Here is a 17,398-nt window from a genome sequence, read left to right as displayed (position 1 = left end):
TATCCGCAAACACGTGGACGGGAGAGATACATGGATTTCGCGCTTTCCGAGGAACAAACCCTCATTTTCGATATGGCAAAGGGATTTGGCGAAGAACACATCGCCCCCTATTCCGAGAAATGGGAGGCCGAGGAAAGCATCCCGAAAGAGTTGTGGCCACAACTGGCCGAGCTGGGATTTGGCGGCATTTATGTCAGCGAAGAATATGGCGGCTCGGGCTTGACGCGACTGGACGCGACCTTGGTCTTTGAAGCGCTTGCCATGGCCGACCCCGCGATCGGGTCGTTCCTGTCGATCCACAACATGTGCGGCGGCATGATCGACAAGTTCGGCAAGGAAGAAGACAAGCAGAAATGGTTGCCGTCGCTTTGTTCGATGGAAAAAGTGTTCTCTTACTGCCTGACCGAACCCGGTTCCGGCTCGGATGCGGCGGCACTGAAAACCCGCGCGCAGAAGACCAATGACAGCTATGTGCTGACCGGCAACAAGGCGTTCATTTCCGGCGGCAATTATTCCGACGTCTATGTCACCATGTGCCGCACAGGCGAAGATGGTCCCAAGGGCATTTCCACCGTGATTGTCGAAGACGGCACCCCCGGCCTGAGCTTTGGCGCGAATGAGCGCAAGATGGGCTGGAAGGCGCAGCCGACCAGCCAGGTGCAGTTCGACGATTGCGCCGTGCCGCACGAAAACCTGCTGGGCGAAGAAGGCAAAGGCTTTGTCTATGCAATGGCCGGGCTTGATGGTGGGCGGCTCAACATCTCGGCAGGTGCGCTTGGCGGCGCGCAAAAGGCACTGGACCTGACCCTGCAATATATGGGCGAGCGCAAAGCGTTTGGCAAAACCATCGACCAATTTCAGGCGTTGCAATTCAAGCTGGCGGAATACGAAACCCGCCTGCAGGCGTCGCGCACATTCCTGCGTCAGGCGGCGTGGAAGCTGGACAACAAAGCACCGGATGCCTCGAAATTCTGCGCCATGGCCAAGCTGATGGTGACGGACGCGGCCTTTGACGTGGCCAATGGCTGCCTGCAACTGCATGGCGGCTATGGTTACCTGTCCGATTACGGGATCGAGAAGATCGTGCGCGATTTGCGCGTGCACCAGATTCTGGAAGGCACCAACGAGATCATGCGCCTGATCGTCGCCCGTCAATTGCTGGCCGAACGCGACCGCGGCTGATGTCTGACATCTCGATCCGGAAAGAAGGCAAAGCCGGGCGGATCACCCTGACCCGCCCCGAGACCCTGAACGCGCTGTCCTATGATATGTGTCTGGCGATTGATGCGGCCCTGATCGACTGGATCGACGACGACGAGGTCGCGCTGATCCTGATCGACGCCGAGGGCGACAGGGCCTTCTGTGCGGGTGGCGACATCCGCGAGATTTACGAGATCGGCCAGTCCGGCGATCCCACCCGCGCGCAGAATTTCTGGCGCGACGAATACCGGATGAATGCGCGGCTGTTCGAGTTTCCCAAACCGGTTGTCAGCTTCATGCAAGGCTTCACCATGGGCGGTGGCGTGGGCCTTGGGTGCCACGCCTCGCACCGGATCATGGCGCGATCGTCGCGCATGGCGATGCCGGAATGTGGTATCGGGCTTGTGCCGGATGTGGGTGGCTCGCTGATCTTGGCACACGCGCCGGGGCGATTGGGCGAATATATCGGCATGACCGGTGCGCGCATGGCACCGGGCGATGCGATCCATGCGGGGTTTGCGGATTATGTGATCCGGCAAGCCGAATGGCCCGCGCTAAAGGCGGAGCTGATCCGCACCGGCGACCCAAGCCACATTGATGAGGCTGCGATCCCGGCGATCCCCGGCAACCTGTCGGCGATGCAGCCAATGATCGACGCGCATTTCGGCGGCGGCAGTCTGGGCGAAATTGTCGCCTCGCTGAAGGCAGAGGACAGCGTCTTCGCCACTAACACGCTGGAGCTTCTGGGCCGCAACTCGCCCCTGTCGATGGCCTGCACGGTCGAAATAACGCATCGCCTGTCGACCACCTATGACGTGCGCCCTTCGTTGCAGCTTGAATACCGTTTTGTCTATCGCGCGCTGGAGCAGTCTGACCTGATGGAGGGCATCCGCGCCGCCGTGATCGACAAGGACCGCACGCCCAATTGGAAACACGATCTGAACACCCTGCCCGCATCTGCTGTCGCGGCCATGTTGGCCCCGCTGGGCGACAACGAACTGACATTTTAAGGAGACCTGCCATGAAAATCGGATTTATCGGACTGGGTAACATGGGTGGCCCAATGGCCGCGAACCTTGCCAAGGCTGGCCACGAGGTCACGGGCTTTGACATGGCGCCGGTCGATATCGACGGCGTCACCATGGCCGCATCTGGGGCCGAGGCCGCCAAAGGTCAGGACGTGGTGATCACCATGCTGCCCAACGGCCAAATCCTGCGCGCAGTGGCGAACGAGATCGTTCCGGCGATGGACAAGGGCACCGCGTTCGTCGACTGCTCGACCGTAGACGTGGAAAGCGCCCGCGTCGTGGCCGAACAAGCAACCAACGCCGGGCTACTGCCTGTCGACGCGCCGGTGTCCGGCGGCGTCGGTGGTGCCTCCGGCGGCACGCTGACCTTCATGGCGGGCGGCTCGGCGGAAGCTTTTGCCAAGGCCGACCCGCTGTTTGACATCATGGGTCAGAAAGCCGTGCATTGCGGTGACAGCGGCGCGGGTCAGGCGGCAAAGATCTGCAACAACATGATCCTCGGCATCACCATGATTGGCACTTGCGAAGCCTTTGCGCTGGCCGACAAGCTGGGACTGGACCGCCAGAAGATGTTCGATGTCGTGTCCACCTCGTCGGGCTATAGCTGGTCGATGAACGCCTACTGCCCGGCCCCCGGTGTTGGTCCGCAATCCCCCGCCGATAACGACTACAAACCCGGTTTCGCAGCCGAATTGATGCTGAAAGACCTGCGCCTGAGCCAGCAAGCAGCAGAAGCGGCCGACGCCGACACTCCGCTGGGCCAAGCCGCAACCGCGCTTTACACCCAATTCGTCGAAGATGAAGACGGCAAGGGCATGGACTTTTCCGCCATGTTGCCGCGGTTTGAAAAACGCGGTCGCAGCTAAGGTTCAATCCGCCTAGTCTAGCGCTATGAGCTGGACACAAGACACTGACGAAATTGCTGGTCTGGAAGCGCCCGCGCGCGCGCTTCTGGACACGCTTGCCCCTGTCGAGGTGCCAAGCGGTGCTGTGCTGTTCTGTCCGGGCGAAGCGGTCAAAGGCTACGTTGTGATGCTGTCCGGTCAGGTGGATGTAAACCTGATCGGCCCCAATGGGCGCGACATCCTGCTTTATCGCGTGGCACCGGGCCAAAGCTGCATTCAGTCCACCTTGGGCCTTCTGGGTGGCGACGCCTATACGGCCGAGGCAACGGCAGAAACCCCGGCCCGCCTTGTCCTGATCCCGCGTGACGTTTTCTTTGCCCTGCTTGACAGCTCGCCCGGTTTTCGACGGCTGGTGTTCGGTGCGTTTGCGGACCGGATGCAGTCGATGATGCAATTGATCGAGAACGTGTCCTTTATGTCTGTCGAGGCGCGTCTGGCCGCTCTGATCCTTGACCGATCCGGCCCTGACGGATGCCTGCACATGACCCAAGCCGAAATGGCAACCGCCATCGGCACCGCGCGCGAAGTCGTATCGCGGCGGCTTGAAAAGTTGGCGCAGACCGGCTGCCTGAGCCACGAGCGTGGCGCGGTCACGATCCTTAACCGCAAAGCGTTGAACGAGGTCGTGCGAGGCGCGGCATTTTGACCCTTTTTCTGTGTGACCACGTCACATGCCTTTGCGACACCCCATATGTAAGGTGAGGCAACTGGAAAAGGAGCTAAACCATGTTCAAGACAAACACTGGTAACATTGACCGCATCGTGCGCGTTGTAATCGGCCTTGCCCTGCTGGGTTGGTATTTCTTTGCAGGCGGCCCGATCTGGGCGCTGATCGGTATCGTACCGTTGGCAACGGGTGCCTTGGGCTTTTGTGGCCTTTACACGCTGCTGGGGGTCAACACCTGCAAGCTGAAAAACTAAGTTCAGCGTTTCGCAACCTTTGGCTGCTAGACCCAAAGGCGTAGCGAGTGAAACGGTAAACGCCGGGCGCATCACGCCCGGCGTTGTGTTGTAAAGGGTGGGCCGCGTCTGCAGCCCGCCCTTTCTTATTTCGTGATGATCTCTGGCCCCATCAGCGTCGTCGGCAGCCATGTCGACAGGAACGGGATGTAGGTGACCATGATCAGGAACACGAACAGCACGGCCAGGAAGGGCAATGCGGCCTTCACCACCTTCATCATGGGCATCCCGGCAACCCCGGATGTGACGAACAGGTTCAGGCCGACCGGTGGTGTGATCATCCCGATCTCCATGTTGACCACCATGATGATGCCTAGGTGGATGGGGTCGACACCCAGCTCGATGGCAATCGGGAACACCAGCGGGGCGACAATCACGATCAGACCAGATGGCTCCATGAATTGCCCACCAATCAGCAGGATGATGTTCACGATGATCAGGAACATGATCTTGCCAAAGCCCGCCGACAGCATCGCACCGGCGATCTGCTGCGGAATTTGCTCATCGGTCAGCACGTGTTTCAGGATCAACGCGTTGGCGATGATGAACATCAGCGTGATGGTCAGGCGCCCGGCCTCGAACAGTGTTTGACGCGTGTCGGGGTGGAAGAACGCGGTCAACAGCGCCTGCGGCCGTTGCAACAGCGACTTCTTACCGTCGCCCTTATCCGCCAATGGCCCCATGTCGCGATAGATGAATGTGGCAACCACGAAGGCATAGACGGAGGCAACCGCCGCAGCCTCGGTCGGGGTGAACAGCGCGCCGGTGACACCGGGGATGCCGTAGATGCCAACCATGATGATCACGATCAACAAAAGACCCCAAAGCGCGTCTGAGAAGCTGGCGATGATCTCTTTCCAGCCTGCGAAATCACCCTTTGGCATGTCTTTGATCGTGGCGATCACATAGATCGCGATCATCAGCATGACACCGGCCATGATGCCGGGAATGACGCCGGCCAGGAACATGCGGCCAACCGACACTTCGACGGCAGAGGCATAGACCACCATCACGATGGATGGCGGGATCAGGATGCCCAACGTGCCAGCGTTACAGATGACCCCTGCGGCAAAATCCTTGGTGTAGCCCACCTGACGCATCGCCGCGATGACGATTGTCCCGATGGCAACCACGGTCGCGGGGCTGGACCCGGACAGGGCGGCGAACAGCATACAGGCAAAGACGCCCGCAATCGCCAGCCCGCCCCGGAAGTGCCCCACACAGGCAATCGAAAAGCGGATGATCCGCTGCGCCACGCCACCCGTGGACATGAAGCTTGAGGCAAGAATGAAAAACGGGATCGCCAGAAGCGTATAGTGCCCGGCCTCGGCCTGATAAAAGCTCTGCGCGACCGACGCGAGCGAGGTGTCGGAAAAGAGCAGAAGGAAGATGATAGAGCTCATGCCAAGGGCGACCGCAATCGGCACGCCGATCATCAGAAACCCGATGACCATGGCAAATAGGAAGATGACGTCCATGGGTTAAGCCTCCGACTGCGTGTCTTGAAGTTGCTCGATCTCGTCTTCCACCTCGTGGCTGACGATCAGGCTGTCTTGCTGGCCACGCCAGATGCGGATCGTCGCCTGGATGAACCGAAACAACAGCAGCGCCGTGCCGACAGGCAGGATGGCATAAGGGATCACGCGGGGAAATTTGTCATAGGCTTCGCCCTCGTTGATCCAGCCTTCCAAAAAGCGCAGGGAATCAAGCATCGGCACCTGATCGGTGATGTACCACGCCTGTGACCGCGTATTTTCAAACCCGGTCGGAAACCAGCGGCCTGACGTGCGATCAAGCGAAGCATAGGGCGCCCAATAATCCCACGCGCCCTTTAGCAAAAGAAACGCATAGATGATGCAGATTGCCGCCGCGAGAAGCGCCAGAAACCGGCGCGGTCCGTCTGAAAGCAGGTTGGTCAGCGCATCGACACCCAAATGGGCCGTCACCTTCACGCCGTAGCTGACGCCAAGCAGCACCAGCCAGGCAAACAGGATCAGCGTGACCTCTAGCCCCCAGATCAGCGAGGTATTGAATACATATCGCATGACCACGTTCACGAAGGTGATCATCGTCATCAGGCCAAGAATAAGCGCGATCGCCGTTTCTTCGAAGCCTTTGGTGTTGTGAGTATGTGTGCTCATGGCTGTCCCCTCCCCATGAAGCTGGGCACGACGGTGACCTTTGGCGCAGGTCAGGTCGTATCAGTGGGATAAAACCGGGGCTCGAATTGTGGTCGGGCCCCGGTGCGTTCTGTTAGAACATTGCGTTGATTTCTTGTGCGGCAGCGATGTTATCGGCACCGACGTCTGCTTCAAACTGCGACCAGACCGGTTTCATCGCCTCAAGCCACGCCTGCCGCTGTTCGTCTGTCAACTCGCGGATTACTCCGCCAGCGTCCAGCACGGCTTGGCGCGCTTCTGCGTCAACTTCGCCAACCGCGGCGTTGCGGGTCTCGGTCACTTCACGCAAGATCGTGGCAAGTTGGTCGCGAACGCCCGCGTCCAGACCTTCCCACCAATCCACATTGGTCACGACCATATAGTCCAGAACACCGTGGTTGGTTTCCGTTGTTCCATCCTGCACTTCGAAGAACTTCTTGCCATAGATGTTGGACCAGGTGTTTTCCTGTCCATCGACAACGCCGGTTTGCAGCGCGCCATAGACTTCCGAGAAAGCCATCGGCTGTGGGCTTGCGCCCAGCGCCTGCATCTGCGCGACGAGCACGTCAGACGGCTGCACGCGGAATTTCAGACCGGCAGCGTCGGTCGGCAGAATCAGCGGTTTGTTGGCTGAAAACTGTTTCATGCCATTGTGCCAGAACTCCAGACCCATCAGGCCGCGACGGGCCATCGAGGCCTTCATCGCCACACCGGCTTCTGACGTTTGGAATTCGTCCACAGCTTTGATGTCTTTGAACATGAAGGGCAGATCGAAGATGCGGAATTGCTTGGTAAAGGCTTCGAATTTCGACAGCGAAGGCGCGGCCAATTGCACGTCACCCTGCAACATCGCTTCCAGAACCTGATCGTCGTTATAGAGCGTCGAGTTCGGATAAACCTCCATGCAGGCGGTTCCGTTCATCTCTTCGTTCACACGCTCGGACAGCAGCGAGGCCGCAATGCCTTTCGGGTGCTTGTCAGCGTTGGTGACGTGGCTGAACTTGATGACGATCTCGCCCTCATCACATGCAGCAGATGCAGCGGTTACAGATGCCGACAGCGCGATCGCTGATACGGCCATGGTCAGGAATTTCATATGGTGTCCTCCCAGACAGTTATCCTTGGGCAACCCGGTTGGGCGCCTCGGTTCTATTGGGCCACGGTTCCCTAACGGCACCAAGAAAAACGATCACGCGGGCGTGATTTTTCATTTTTCATATCAGTTTCATAATTTTACGGCGCGTTATTTAGGCACCCAATCAGTGCAGCAAGACCGGTCTGGGCGGATTTTCGCACAGCCATCTGCCGAAGTTGTGCGGAAATCCACACAGGTCACGCCTGGTTAGTTGCGATAGGTTTCAGGCCGAATCCCGTGTCGGGCCAGCTTGTCGTAGAAGGTTTTGCGCGGCAGTTGCAGCTCTCTCGCCGCCGCCGAGGCGCCACCCCCGTGACGCCTGAGCGCTTCGATCAACAGTGAGCGTTCGACCTGCGCCAACTGCTCGGTCAGGCCGGGACGACCGTCAATCACCGTGCCTTCCACGTCCCCCAATCCCAGCCCCATCGCAAAGCGCATGGCGGCGTTCATTAACGCGCGCGCATTGCCGGGCCAGTCCTGCGACATCAACCGGGCGATCACATCATGTTCGATCTCGGGCGGGGTCAGGGCAGCCTGTTCACTGGCGATCGAGACATAGTGGCGAAACAGCACCGGGATATCATCCTTCCGCTCGCGCAGCGCCGGAATGCGGATGCGCAGCACGTCCAGTTTGTAAAACAGATCGGGGTTGAACCGACCCGCCGCGACTTCGGCCTCCAGATCACGATAGGTGCCGGCGACCACCCGCGCCTCGCCTGCTCGATCCAGAAGGTCCAGCAGTTGATATTGCGTCGATCCCTCAAGCGCGGCCACCTCGTCAAGAAACAGCGTGCCTCCTTCGACCCTTTCAAAGGCGGCCTCAAGGGTGACGGGAGCCAGACCAGAGGCAGGCAGCTTGATAAACGGGCGCGTCGCGTCGCCCGACAAAAGATGCACCACTTCCGCAACCTTCGAGGTGCCCGTTCCCGGCTCGCCACAGATCAAAACCTCGGCCTTTGCACGCGCGGCGGCCCGCACCCGGTTGCGCAGATCCTCGGCCAAGGCGCTGTCTCCGATCAACAGGCGCGCGGCTGCATCACCCGTTTCGGTGCGCGCCTTCAGGGCGCGGTTTTCAAGCACCAACGCACGGGTGCGCAAGGCGCGCCCGACCACCGCCAACAGCGCGGCAGGCTCGCAGGGCTTTCCTAAAAAATCAAACGCGCCTTCGTTGATCCCGCGCACAGCGGTCGGGATGTCCCCTTCGCCTGTCAACAAGATCACCGGCAATTCCGGGTCGACCGCTTGGGCCTGTGCAAGCAGTGCGAACCCGTCTTTGCCCGGCATCCGGATGTCGGACAGGATCACCCCATCAAAGCCCGGCACGATGTGATCCTTGGCCTCGATATAGCTGCCTGCAAGGATCGTCGTCAGGCCGTCCAGTTCAAGCGTCTGGCCCAGCGCCTCGCGCACCATGGCGTCGTCATCAACCAGAAGGACGGTGTTGGTCATGCGGCCTCCTGCGCGCCGGCGCGGTCAAGTTCGACGGTGAAGATCGCGCCCCCGTCAGGGTGGTTGCGTCCCCGGATCGCCCCGCCGAAGCTTTGCACAAGACCGTAAGAGATGGACAGCCCAAGCCCCATCCCTTCGGTCGGGCTGACCTCTTTCGTTGTGTAGAACGGGTCGAAAATCCGGTCGGGCTGGTCAATCCCCGGCCCGGTGTCGCGCACCGACAGGGTCACACGGTCGGTTGACGGCGCCAGCGTGATCTCGATCTTTCTGTGAACCCGATCCGCCATTGCATCCATTGCGTTGGACATCAGGTTCATCACCACCTGTTGAAGCCGCACCTCACCACCGCGCACCTTCGGCGCGCCGTCCGGTCGCCGCCACTCCACATTCACCCGCTCAGCCTTGATCCGAGGGGCCAACATCTCAAGCGCCTGATCCACGACCTGCGCCAAGTCCACATCTGAAATCGGTTCGCTTTCCTGCCGCGCAAAGGCACGCAGGTTCTTGATGATCCGGCCCATCCGGCCCGCCTGTTGCGAGATACGGTCAAGGTTTTGACCCGCCATATCGACCTGACCCCTCTCAAGAAACACGGCGCCATTGTCGGCAAAGGATCGGATCGCCATCAGCGGCTGGTTCAGTTCGTGACTGATCCCTGCGGACATTTCACCCAAGGCCGACAGTTTGCCGGCCTGCACCAGATCGGCCTGCGCTTTTTTCAACGCGGCCTCCGCCTCGCGCCGTTCGCGGTTTTCGCGCACGAGGTCGGCGTTGGCCGTGGACAGCGCCGTGGTGCGTTCCGCGACGCGGGCTTCAAGGCGGGCGTTCACCGCGGCCTCCATCCGCAGGCGCTTGTTCAGGGCGCGGCGTCGTTCGCCGACGGCCAGCAACAGAGCACCAATGCCAAGGCAGATAGCTGCGGCGACGGCGGACAACAGGGTGGCGCTGCGTTCGGCAGGCGCGGTGTCCAGCAATATCTCTCCGGCCAAGCCGATCACCGGCAAATCACGTGTCAGATGGACTGCGCGGTCGGGTAGATAGGGGCCAGCGTCCAGCGTCCAGACCTCGTGCCCGGTCCAGCGACTGGCCGAGTTTTTCAAGAACCCTTCGCGGGGGCGTTCTGCGTTCACAAGCTCGGAACGGTTGGCCGCAAACACCCGTTTGCCGTTCAGGGTGAAGAAGAGGGCGGCAGCCGTCGAAGGCCAGTTTTCTTCGAAATCCAGCAAATCCGTGCGCGCGACAACAGTGCCCAGCGCTTGGTCCTGTTGCCCGTGCATCGGTGCTGCAAAGGAAAAGATGCGCTGCGTGGGGCGGTCTGGCACTGGCTGAAATCGCGCCTCGACCCCCAAAGCGCCAGTCAGCGCGCGGTGGATCAACGGCGCGCGCGGGTCAACCTGCGCCTCGCCTTCTCCTGACGCGGCCAAGACCATTCCATCCGGCCCGACCAGCGACAGGTGATGCGCGCCGGTCATGTCGGCCATGGCTTGCAGCAGCCTGTCCGCCTCGCCTTCGCTGTCCACCTCACCGCCAAGGCGGTCACGCAGTACGGGGTGTTCGGCGAGCACCACCGCCAGTTCACGATAGCGAAACAGGTGGCGCGTCAGCTGGTCAGACGCCAGCGCAAGCTCGGACGCCGCTTGTTCGGACAGTGGCGACAGCGCCGCGCGCCACGCCACCGCCCAGACGCCCGCGCTGATCGCAAGGGTGCCAAGCAGAAAGGGAAATACCCATTTTGTGCGCAGGTATCGAAACATGAGGGAAAGAATAGAAAGCCGCGCTTGCAAAGACCAGCGGCTTTGACGACCATGCGCAGATGTTGCGCCTGACCCAGTCCCCGACCGACCCCGACTTCATCCAGAACCCCTATGCGTTCTATGACCGTGCCCGCGCAGGTGGCGATATCTTCTGGTGGGAGGATTATGACCTGCCGATGGCGGTCAGCTTCCGGGCAGTGAATGCGCTGTTGCGGGATCGTCGGTTTGGGCGCGAACCCGTTGAACCGCTTGAGTTTCCTGACCACCTCGCACCCTTCTATGCGGTCGAGGCGCATTCCATGTTGGAACTGGAAGCCCCGCGCCACACGCGCCTGCGCAAACTGGTGCTGCGTGCCTTCACCAGCCGCCGGATTGCCGGTCTTGGGCCTGAGATTGACGCTCTGGCGCATCAGTTGATCGACGCCTTTCCAGGCGGCGAATTCGACTTGCTGCCCACCTTTGCGACGCGCATTCCCGTCATCATCATCTGCCGCCTGCTGGGCGTGCCCGAAGACATGGCGGATGATCTGCTCAGATGGTCCAACGCCATGGTCTCGATGTATCAGGCGCGCCGCACACGCGCGGTCGAGGACGAGGCAATCGCTGCAACCGAAGCCTTCGTCGCCTTCATGCGCGACTATGTAGACCAGCGCCGCAATGACCCGCGCGACGACCTGATCACTGAATTGATCGCCGCAGAAGCGGAAGGTGAGAAACTATCCAGCGACGAGTTGATTTCGACCTGTATCCTGCTGCTAAACGCGGGGCATGAGGCGACGGTGCACGCGATGGCGATTGCCGTGAAAACGCTTCTGGAGCAGCAGACACCCGCATCAGCCCTTGCCCCGCAGGCCCGCGATGCTACCATCGAGGAAACGCTGCGTTTCGACCCACCCCTGCACATGTTCACGCGATATGTTTACGAAGATACAGTGCTTTACGGCGAAAACTTCAAGCGCAGCGACAAGATCGGGCTGCTTCTGGGCGGGGCCAATCGCGACCCGGATATCTGGGACGATCCCGACATCTTCGACCCCGAACGCCCGATCAAGCCCAACACATCCTTCGGCGCAGGCGCGCATTTTTGCATTGGTGCTCCGCTGGCACGGCTGGAACTGAACCGCGCCCTGCCGATCCTGTTTGACCGTTGTCCGAACCTGCGCCTGACCGCCCCGCCGCACTTCGGCAATGTTTATCACTTCCACGGGCTGGAAAAGCTGATGGTCAGGGCGTGATCAGATCGGCAGCTCGGTCGAAAACTTGATCTCTTCCATCGACAATAGCGCGGTGACGTTGAAGATCTTCACCTCGGAAATCAGCGCCTGATAGAACTCGTCATAGGCGCGGGCGTTCTCGACGCGGACTTTCAGGATATAGTCAATCTCGCCCGCCAGCCGGTGCGCTTCCATCACTTCGGGGCGCGCCATCAGCGCCTTCAGGAAATTGCCCTGCCAGTCGGCATCATGTTCCGAAGTGCGGATCAGGACGAAGAAACACGCCTCGAACCCAAGGCTTTCGGCATCCATCACCATGGTGTTTTTGCCGATCACCCCACCTCCGCGCATCTTGCGAATCCGGTTCCAGACTGGGGTCTTGGATGACCCGACTTTCTTGGCAATCACGTCCAGCGATTGCCCCGCATCGCGCTGAAGCTCGCGCAGGATTTTCCGGTCAATCTCGTCCAGCCGAACAGACATTTCGTTTTCTTCCTTCTTTTGGTCCAGGCGTTCCGCGTAGGGCGAAAACCGAAACAATATTCCTTATCTGGCGCGGCGTATCGCCGTTTGGTGGGAAAATGTCCTATATAGAGCGGGAACGCAATAAGAAAGGATCGGCCATGCCCCGCCCCTTCACACCCAAAGTGGTAACCGCAAACGACCTTGTCGAAGGTGATGTGATTTATCTGGCCCAGAATGGCGCCTGGGTGCGTGACATGTGTATGGCTTGGTTGATCGAGGATGAGGTCGAGGCCGCCACCCAGCTTGCGCTGGCCGAAATACAGCCCGAGATCGCCGTGGGTGCCTATCTGGCCGACGCCAAAGCTGGCCCCAATGGCCCCGTTCCCACCCATTTCCGCGAAGTTTTCCGCGCCAGAGGGCCATCGAACCGCTTCCACGGCAAGCAGATTGCCCATGCGCAGCCGGAGGCCGCCGCCCATGTATGATTACAACAATTTCGACGAAGGCTTCGTGCGCAACCGCGTCAGCCAGTTCCGCGCCCAGGTCGCGCGCCGCATCTCGGGCGCGCTGACCGAGGATGAATTCAAACCGCTGCGCCTGATGAACGGCGTCTATCTGCAACTGCATGCCTATATGTTACGGGTCGCGATTCCTTATGGTTCGCTCAACCCCAATCAGATGCGCCAGCTCGCGATGATTTCCGAGCGTTGGGACAAGGGTTACGGCCATTGGACCACACGCCAGAATATCCAATACAACTGGCCGCGTCTGGCAGATATTCCCGATATGCTGGACGCGCTGGCCGATGTGGGGATGCACGCCATCCAGACCTCGGGCAACACGATCCGCAACGTGACCGCTGACCATTTCGCAGGCGCCGCGGCGGACGAGATTGAAGATCCCCGCCCAACCGCCGAGCTTTTGCGCCAATGGTCCACCGACCACCCTGAATTTCAGTTCCTGCCGCGCAAATTCAAGCTGGCGGTGACGGGATCAAAAGCCGACCGCGCCGTGACCAAGGCGCATGACATCGGCATCCGGATCGTTAAGAACGAGGCGGGCGAGGTTGGTTACCAGATCATCGTTGGCGGTGGCCTTGGCCGCACACCTGTCGTTGGTCAGGTGTTGAAAGACTTCCTGCCCCGCACAGACCTGCTGCCCTATGTCGAGGCAATCGTCAGCGTCTACAACACGCTGGGACGGCGCGACAACAAGTACAAAGCGCGCATCAAGATCACCACGATGGAGAACGGGATCGACAAGATCAACGAACTGGTCGAGGCGCGGTTTGCACAACTCCGCCCGCTGTTTTCCGGTGTGGATCAGGCGCATTTCGCCGATATCGCCGCCAACTTCAAAGCGCCTGAGTTTAAGTCCGCACCGCTGGACGGCTATCACACAGCGCGCGACGCCGACCCGATCTTCCGGTCTTGGAGCGACACCAACGTCGCCGAGCACCGCGCAGACGGCTATGGGATCGTCACGATCTCGATGAAAGCCCACGGGGCCACGCCGGGCGATGCATCCGGCGACCAGATGCGGGTGATTGCTGACCTGGCGGAACACTACGCGCACGGCGATATTCGCATCAGTCACGAACAGAACGTGATCCTGCCGCATGTGCACCGCGCCGACCTGCCTGCGTTCTTTGCCGCGCTGCGTGACCACGGCATGGCGACGGCGAATGCCGGTTTGATCTCGGACATCATCGCCTGCCCCGGCATGGATTACTGCGCGTTGGCCACGGCCCGCTCGATCCCTGTCGCACAAGAAATCGCTGAACGTTTTGACGCGCTGAAGATCGAACACGATATCGGCCACCTGCAAATCAAGATCTCGGGCTGCATCAACGCCTGCGGGCATCACCATCTGGGTCATATCGGCATTCTTGGGCTGGATCGCGCGGGCGTCGAGAACTACCAGATCACTCTTGGCGGTGACGCCGGGCCCGACACCCTGATCGGCAAACGTGCCGGGCCGGGCTTTGCCTATGACCAGATCGTGCCCGCCATCGAGCGCCTTGTGCTGACCTATCTGGACCTGCGCGAAGACGCGGGCGAGAGCTTCATCGACACCTTCCGCCGCTTGGGCGAGGCGCCATTCAAGGCCGCGCTCTATCCAGAGGAGGCGAAGACCAATGCCGCTTGAAGCCCCCCTTCCCGCCCCCGCTGAACGAGTCGAGACGCTGAATGCGCGCTACAAGCACCATTCGGCCACCTCGGTGATTGAACGCGCCCTGACCGACAGTACCATTGGCGCGCTGGCGATGGTGTCGAGCTTCGGCGCGGAAAGCGTCGTGCTGTTGCACATGGTGTCGCGCATTGATCGGACAGTTCCTGTTATCTTTCTGGACACGCAGATGCTGTTTCAGGAAACGCTGGAGTATCAGGTCGAGGTCTCGGAAAAGCTGGGCCTGACCGATGTGCGGGTCATCCACCCGGACGCAAACGAGCTGTTCAAACGCGACCCGGACAACATCCTGCATCTGGCCGACACTGATGCCTGCTGTGACCTGCGCAAGGTCGAGCCACTGGAAAACGCCCTTCAGGGCTTTGACGGTTGGATCACCGGACGCAAACGGTTTCAGGGCGGCAAACGCGTCGATCTTCAGTTCTTCGAGGCCGAAGACAACCGCTTGAAAGTCAACCCGCTGGCACATTGGGCGTCCGAGGACGTGCGCGACTATATGATCAACAACCGCCTGCCCCGTCACCCGCTGGTCGGGCGTGGCTTCCCGTCGATCGGCTGTGCGCCATGCACCTCGCCGGTAAAGCCCGGCGAAGACCCGCGCGCCGGGCGCTGGCGCGGGGCGGAAAAGACCGAATGCGGCATTCATTTCGTGGATGGCAAGGTGCAACGGATAGGAGCAAGCGCATGACTGTGATCGTAACAGACCAAGGCTTTAGCCATGATGATTGGGATCACGGCTTTGCCACGCCCGACGAGCGCGCCGCCAACGACACGCGCGGGCTGCATCTGGCGTCTGACACCAACCCCGCGATGCTGGCGCAGTTGGTGGCTGGCGTTGACATGATCCGCATCGACTTTCCGTCTTTCGCCGATGGGCGTGGCTTCACGTTGGGTCGCCAGTTGCGCCTGTTGGGATACATGGGTCGCCTGCGTGCGCATGGGCACGTGATCTCGGACCAATACGCCATGGCGCGGCGGTCCGGGTTCGACGAGGTCCAGATCAGCGAAGACCTGTCCTTGCGCCAGCCCGAAGCCGATTGGCTGTCACGTGCGGACTGGCAGGCCTATGACTATCGGTCGCGGTTGACCGGCTAGACCCTTCCGCCGATCCCTCTTATACACACCAACAGAAAAGGGCGGGGCGTTGTGCCCCGCTGATGCATATGAACAAAGTGACGCCCGTGATGGATGCTGAAGCCAAAGTGAAACCCGTGCCAACCCTGCCCGACGCGCAAACCGTGACCGAGGTGGAGCATTACACCGACCGCCTGTTCCGGTTCCGCTGCACCCGGCCGCAAACCCTGCGCTTCCGGTCAGGCGAATTCGTGATGATCGGCCTGATGGGCGACCCGGACCCCAAGACCGGCAAGCAAAAACCGCTTTTGCGGGCCTATTCCATTGCCAGCCCGTCATGGGATGAGGAGTTGGAGTTCTACTCGATCAAGGTGCCAGACGGCCCGCTGACGTCGAAACTGCAGCACATCAAGGAAGGCGACCAGATCATTCTGCGGCCCAAGCCTGTCGGCACCTTGGTGCATGACGCGCTGATCCCCGGCAAGCGCATCTGGTTCTTTGCCACCGGCACAGGCTTTGCCCCCTTTGCGTCGCTGCTGCGTGAACCGCAGACCTATGAGGATTATGACGAGATCATCATCACTCACACCTGCCGCGAAGTGGGCGAACTGACCTATGGCCGCAACCTGATCGAGGCGCTGAAGGAAGATGAACTTCTGAACGAGGTGATCGGCGAAGGCTTCTGGAAGAAGATCAAATACTACCCGACCACCACCCGCGAAGAGAGCCCGAAGATGGGCCGGATCACCGACCTGATCCGCTCGGGCGAGGTGTTCGAGGATCTGAGCATCGACCCGCTCTGCCCCGAAAACGACCGCGCGATGATCTGCGGCAACCTGCCCTTCAACCTTGAACTCAAGGAACTGCTGGAAGAAGCAGGGCTTGAGGAAGGTGCCAATTCGAAACCCGCACAATATGTGGTTGAGAAGGCGTTCCTCGAATAAAATGCAAGCGTCGATTGCGGCAACCGCCGCCGCCAATCATGGAAGGGGAAGCAATGGCTTCCCCTTTTTTTGCGCAGAACCTCCAACGGAAACTCAGCCAAGACGACGCGCGTCCATGTGGCGGATTTGCTCAGGATCGGAACCTGTGCAATCTTCAAAGGCAGGTTCCAACTGGTATTTGAACAAGCGCAGGTGCATCATGCGGAATTGCCGCATACTCATTCTCAGATTTATCCTTGCGTTTCTGTTTGCTCAGCCTGCCGCTGCTGAAACTACGCTTTGCAAGAACGTCAATGTCGCCGTGTCCGCGAACGACAAGAAAATCGTCGAAACTGTGTGTGATACAGCCCACCGCGCCGCGCGCCTTTTCAGCCAGTGTCATCTTCCCGCATTGGCAGAAACAATCCAGATAGATGTTGTTTCGGTGCTGCCGGACGGATGCAACGCCCAGTATCATTGCGGCAAAAACCGGATTGAAGTGTTGTCTCCCGAAATCATGAGGCGGCATCGCAACAAGGACGGTGCTTTCGGTTTCCTGACCGATGACGCATTTTATCAAAGCGTCATTGTGCACGAGCTTACACACGCTTCCTTTGACAAGGTGCCCTGTCCTTTTAACACCTGCATCGTCACAGATGAGTATGTCGCCTATGCAATGCAAATCATGTCATTGTCAGTAGATGCACAAGAGGTTTTTAGAGCCAAATCTGACCTTGATCATCAAGTCTCGCGCGATGAACTGTCAGAAATTTTGCTGTTCTTGTCGCCAGATCGGTTCGCACAGAAAACATGGGCGCATTTATCCCAAAGGCCTGATGCGTGCGCCTTTATACATAAGCTCACCGGCGGCGCTGTCTATCTTGATCACGAGCGTTTTGACATCGCGGAGTGAAACAGAAAACGCCGCGCAGTTTCCCGCGC

General features: G+C 59.9%; 18 protein-coding genes. 12 read left to right on the top strand and 6 right to left on the bottom strand.

Annotation, left to right across the window (positions count from 1 at the left end):
• Positions 1 to 30: 30 nt before the first annotated feature.
• The 5 genes from MUY35_RS13180 (at position 31) to MUY35_RS13160 (ending at position 4,054) form a co-directional block, all read left to right on the top strand.
• Positions 31 to 1,182: an acyl-CoA dehydrogenase family protein gene (locus MUY35_RS13180; protein ID WP_248369311.1), complete on the top strand. Its 1,152-nt coding sequence runs from the start codon at positions 31 to 33 to the stop codon at positions 1,180 to 1,182.
• Positions 1,182 to 2,210: an enoyl-CoA hydratase/isomerase family protein gene (locus MUY35_RS13175; protein WP_248369309.1), complete on the top strand. Its 1,029-nt coding sequence runs from the start codon at positions 1,182 to 1,184 to the stop codon at positions 2,208 to 2,210. The genes MUY35_RS13180 and MUY35_RS13175 overlap by 1 nt, the downstream gene beginning before the upstream one ends.
• An 11-nt stretch (positions 2,211 to 2,221) precedes the next feature.
• A complete protein-coding gene (gene mmsB / locus MUY35_RS13170; RefSeq protein ID WP_248369307.1) occupies positions 2,222 to 3,094 on the top strand; it encodes a 3-hydroxyisobutyrate dehydrogenase in 873 nt (290 codons plus the stop codon).
• Between the two features lie 25 nt (positions 3,095 to 3,119).
• Positions 3,120 to 3,779 (top strand): Crp/Fnr family transcriptional regulator, encoded by a 660-nt coding sequence (locus MUY35_RS13165; RefSeq protein ID WP_248369305.1) that lies wholly within the window; start codon positions 3,120 to 3,122, stop codon positions 3,777 to 3,779.
• 80 nt (positions 3,780 to 3,859) lie between these two features.
• Complete coding sequence (locus MUY35_RS13160) at positions 3,860 to 4,054, top strand: DUF2892 domain-containing protein (protein ID WP_248369303.1); 195 nt, start codon at positions 3,860 to 3,862, stop codon at positions 4,052 to 4,054.
• Between the two features lie 125 nt (positions 4,055 to 4,179).
• Here MUY35_RS13160 and MUY35_RS13155 read toward each other — a convergent pair whose 3' ends face one another.
• The 5 genes from MUY35_RS13155 to MUY35_RS13135 all read right to left on the bottom strand — a co-directional run bounded on the left by MUY35_RS13155 (position 4,180) and on the right by MUY35_RS13135 (position 10,590).
• A complete protein-coding gene (locus MUY35_RS13155; RefSeq protein ID WP_248369301.1) occupies positions 4,180 to 5,571 on the bottom strand; it encodes a TRAP transporter large permease in 1,392 nt (463 codons plus the stop codon).
• Between the two features lie 3 nt (positions 5,572 to 5,574).
• Positions 5,575 to 6,234, bottom strand: coding sequence for a TRAP transporter small permease (locus MUY35_RS13150; protein ID WP_248369297.1), 660 nt, complete (start codon positions 6,232 to 6,234; stop codon positions 5,575 to 5,577).
• Positions 6,235 to 6,346: 112 nt separating this feature from the next.
• Positions 6,347 to 7,348, bottom strand: coding sequence for a TRAP transporter substrate-binding protein (locus tag MUY35_RS13145; RefSeq protein WP_248369294.1), 1,002 nt, complete (start codon positions 7,346 to 7,348; stop codon positions 6,347 to 6,349).
• 246 nt (positions 7,349 to 7,594) lie between these two features.
• A complete protein-coding gene (locus MUY35_RS13140; protein WP_248369292.1) occupies positions 7,595 to 8,836 on the bottom strand; it encodes a sigma-54 dependent transcriptional regulator in 1,242 nt (413 codons plus the stop codon).
• On the bottom strand, positions 8,833 to 10,590 hold the full coding sequence (locus MUY35_RS13135; RefSeq protein ID WP_248369290.1) for an ATP-binding protein: 1,758 nt from the start codon (positions 10,588 to 10,590) through the stop codon (positions 8,833 to 8,835). Before MUY35_RS13135 ends, MUY35_RS13140 begins: the two co-directional genes overlap by 4 nt.
• Positions 10,591 to 10,649: 59 nt before the next feature.
• Here MUY35_RS13135 and MUY35_RS13130 point away from each other — a divergent pair, with 59 nt between their 5' ends.
• Complete coding sequence (locus MUY35_RS13130; protein WP_248369288.1) at positions 10,650 to 11,825, top strand: cytochrome P450; 1,176 nt, start codon at positions 10,650 to 10,652, stop codon at positions 11,823 to 11,825.
• On the opposite strand, the gene MUY35_RS13125 is transcribed toward MUY35_RS13130, so the two are convergent.
• On the bottom strand, positions 11,826 to 12,287 hold the full coding sequence (locus tag MUY35_RS13125) for an Lrp/AsnC family transcriptional regulator (RefSeq protein WP_248369286.1): 462 nt from the start codon (positions 12,285 to 12,287) through the stop codon (positions 11,826 to 11,828).
• Between the two features lie 140 nt (positions 12,288 to 12,427).
• Here MUY35_RS13125 and MUY35_RS13120 point away from each other — a divergent pair, with 140 nt between their 5' ends.
• From MUY35_RS13120 to MUY35_RS13095, 6 genes are all read left to right on the top strand, one after another.
• On the top strand, positions 12,428 to 12,754 hold the full coding sequence (locus MUY35_RS13120) for a DUF2849 domain-containing protein (protein WP_248369285.1): 327 nt from the start codon (positions 12,428 to 12,430) through the stop codon (positions 12,752 to 12,754).
• Entirely contained in the window at positions 12,747 to 14,417 is a 1,671-nt protein-coding gene (locus tag MUY35_RS13115) for a nitrite/sulfite reductase (RefSeq protein WP_248369284.1), read from the top strand. Before MUY35_RS13120 ends, MUY35_RS13115 begins: the two co-directional genes overlap by 8 nt.
• Positions 14,407 to 15,147: a phosphoadenylyl-sulfate reductase gene (locus tag MUY35_RS13110; protein ID WP_248369282.1), complete on the top strand. Its 741-nt coding sequence runs from the start codon at positions 14,407 to 14,409 to the stop codon at positions 15,145 to 15,147. The genes MUY35_RS13115 and MUY35_RS13110 overlap by 11 nt, the downstream gene beginning before the upstream one ends.
• Positions 15,144 to 15,554 (top strand): DUF934 domain-containing protein, encoded by a 411-nt coding sequence (locus tag MUY35_RS13105; protein ID WP_248369280.1) that lies wholly within the window; start codon positions 15,144 to 15,146, stop codon positions 15,552 to 15,554. The genes MUY35_RS13110 and MUY35_RS13105 overlap by 4 nt, the downstream gene beginning before the upstream one ends.
• Positions 15,555 to 15,622: 68 nt before the next feature.
• Positions 15,623 to 16,477, top strand: a complete 855-nt coding sequence (locus MUY35_RS13100) for a ferredoxin--NADP reductase (RefSeq protein WP_248369277.1) — start codon at positions 15,623 to 15,625, stop codon at positions 16,475 to 16,477.
• Between the two features lie 145 nt (positions 16,478 to 16,622).
• Complete coding sequence (locus tag MUY35_RS13095) at positions 16,623 to 17,369, top strand: DUF6639 family protein (RefSeq protein ID WP_248369274.1); 747 nt, start codon at positions 16,623 to 16,625, stop codon at positions 17,367 to 17,369.
• Positions 17,370 to 17,398 lie beyond the last annotated feature (29 nt).

It is taken from the genome of Aliiroseovarius sp. S1339 (genome assembly GCF_023195695.1).
In the GTDB taxonomy this organism is placed as follows: domain Bacteria; phylum Pseudomonadota; class Alphaproteobacteria; order Rhodobacterales; family Rhodobacteraceae; genus Aliiroseovarius.
The sequence above is the reverse complement of the archived record's forward strand: the minus strand, read 5'-3'. Positions and strand labels throughout refer to the sequence as shown.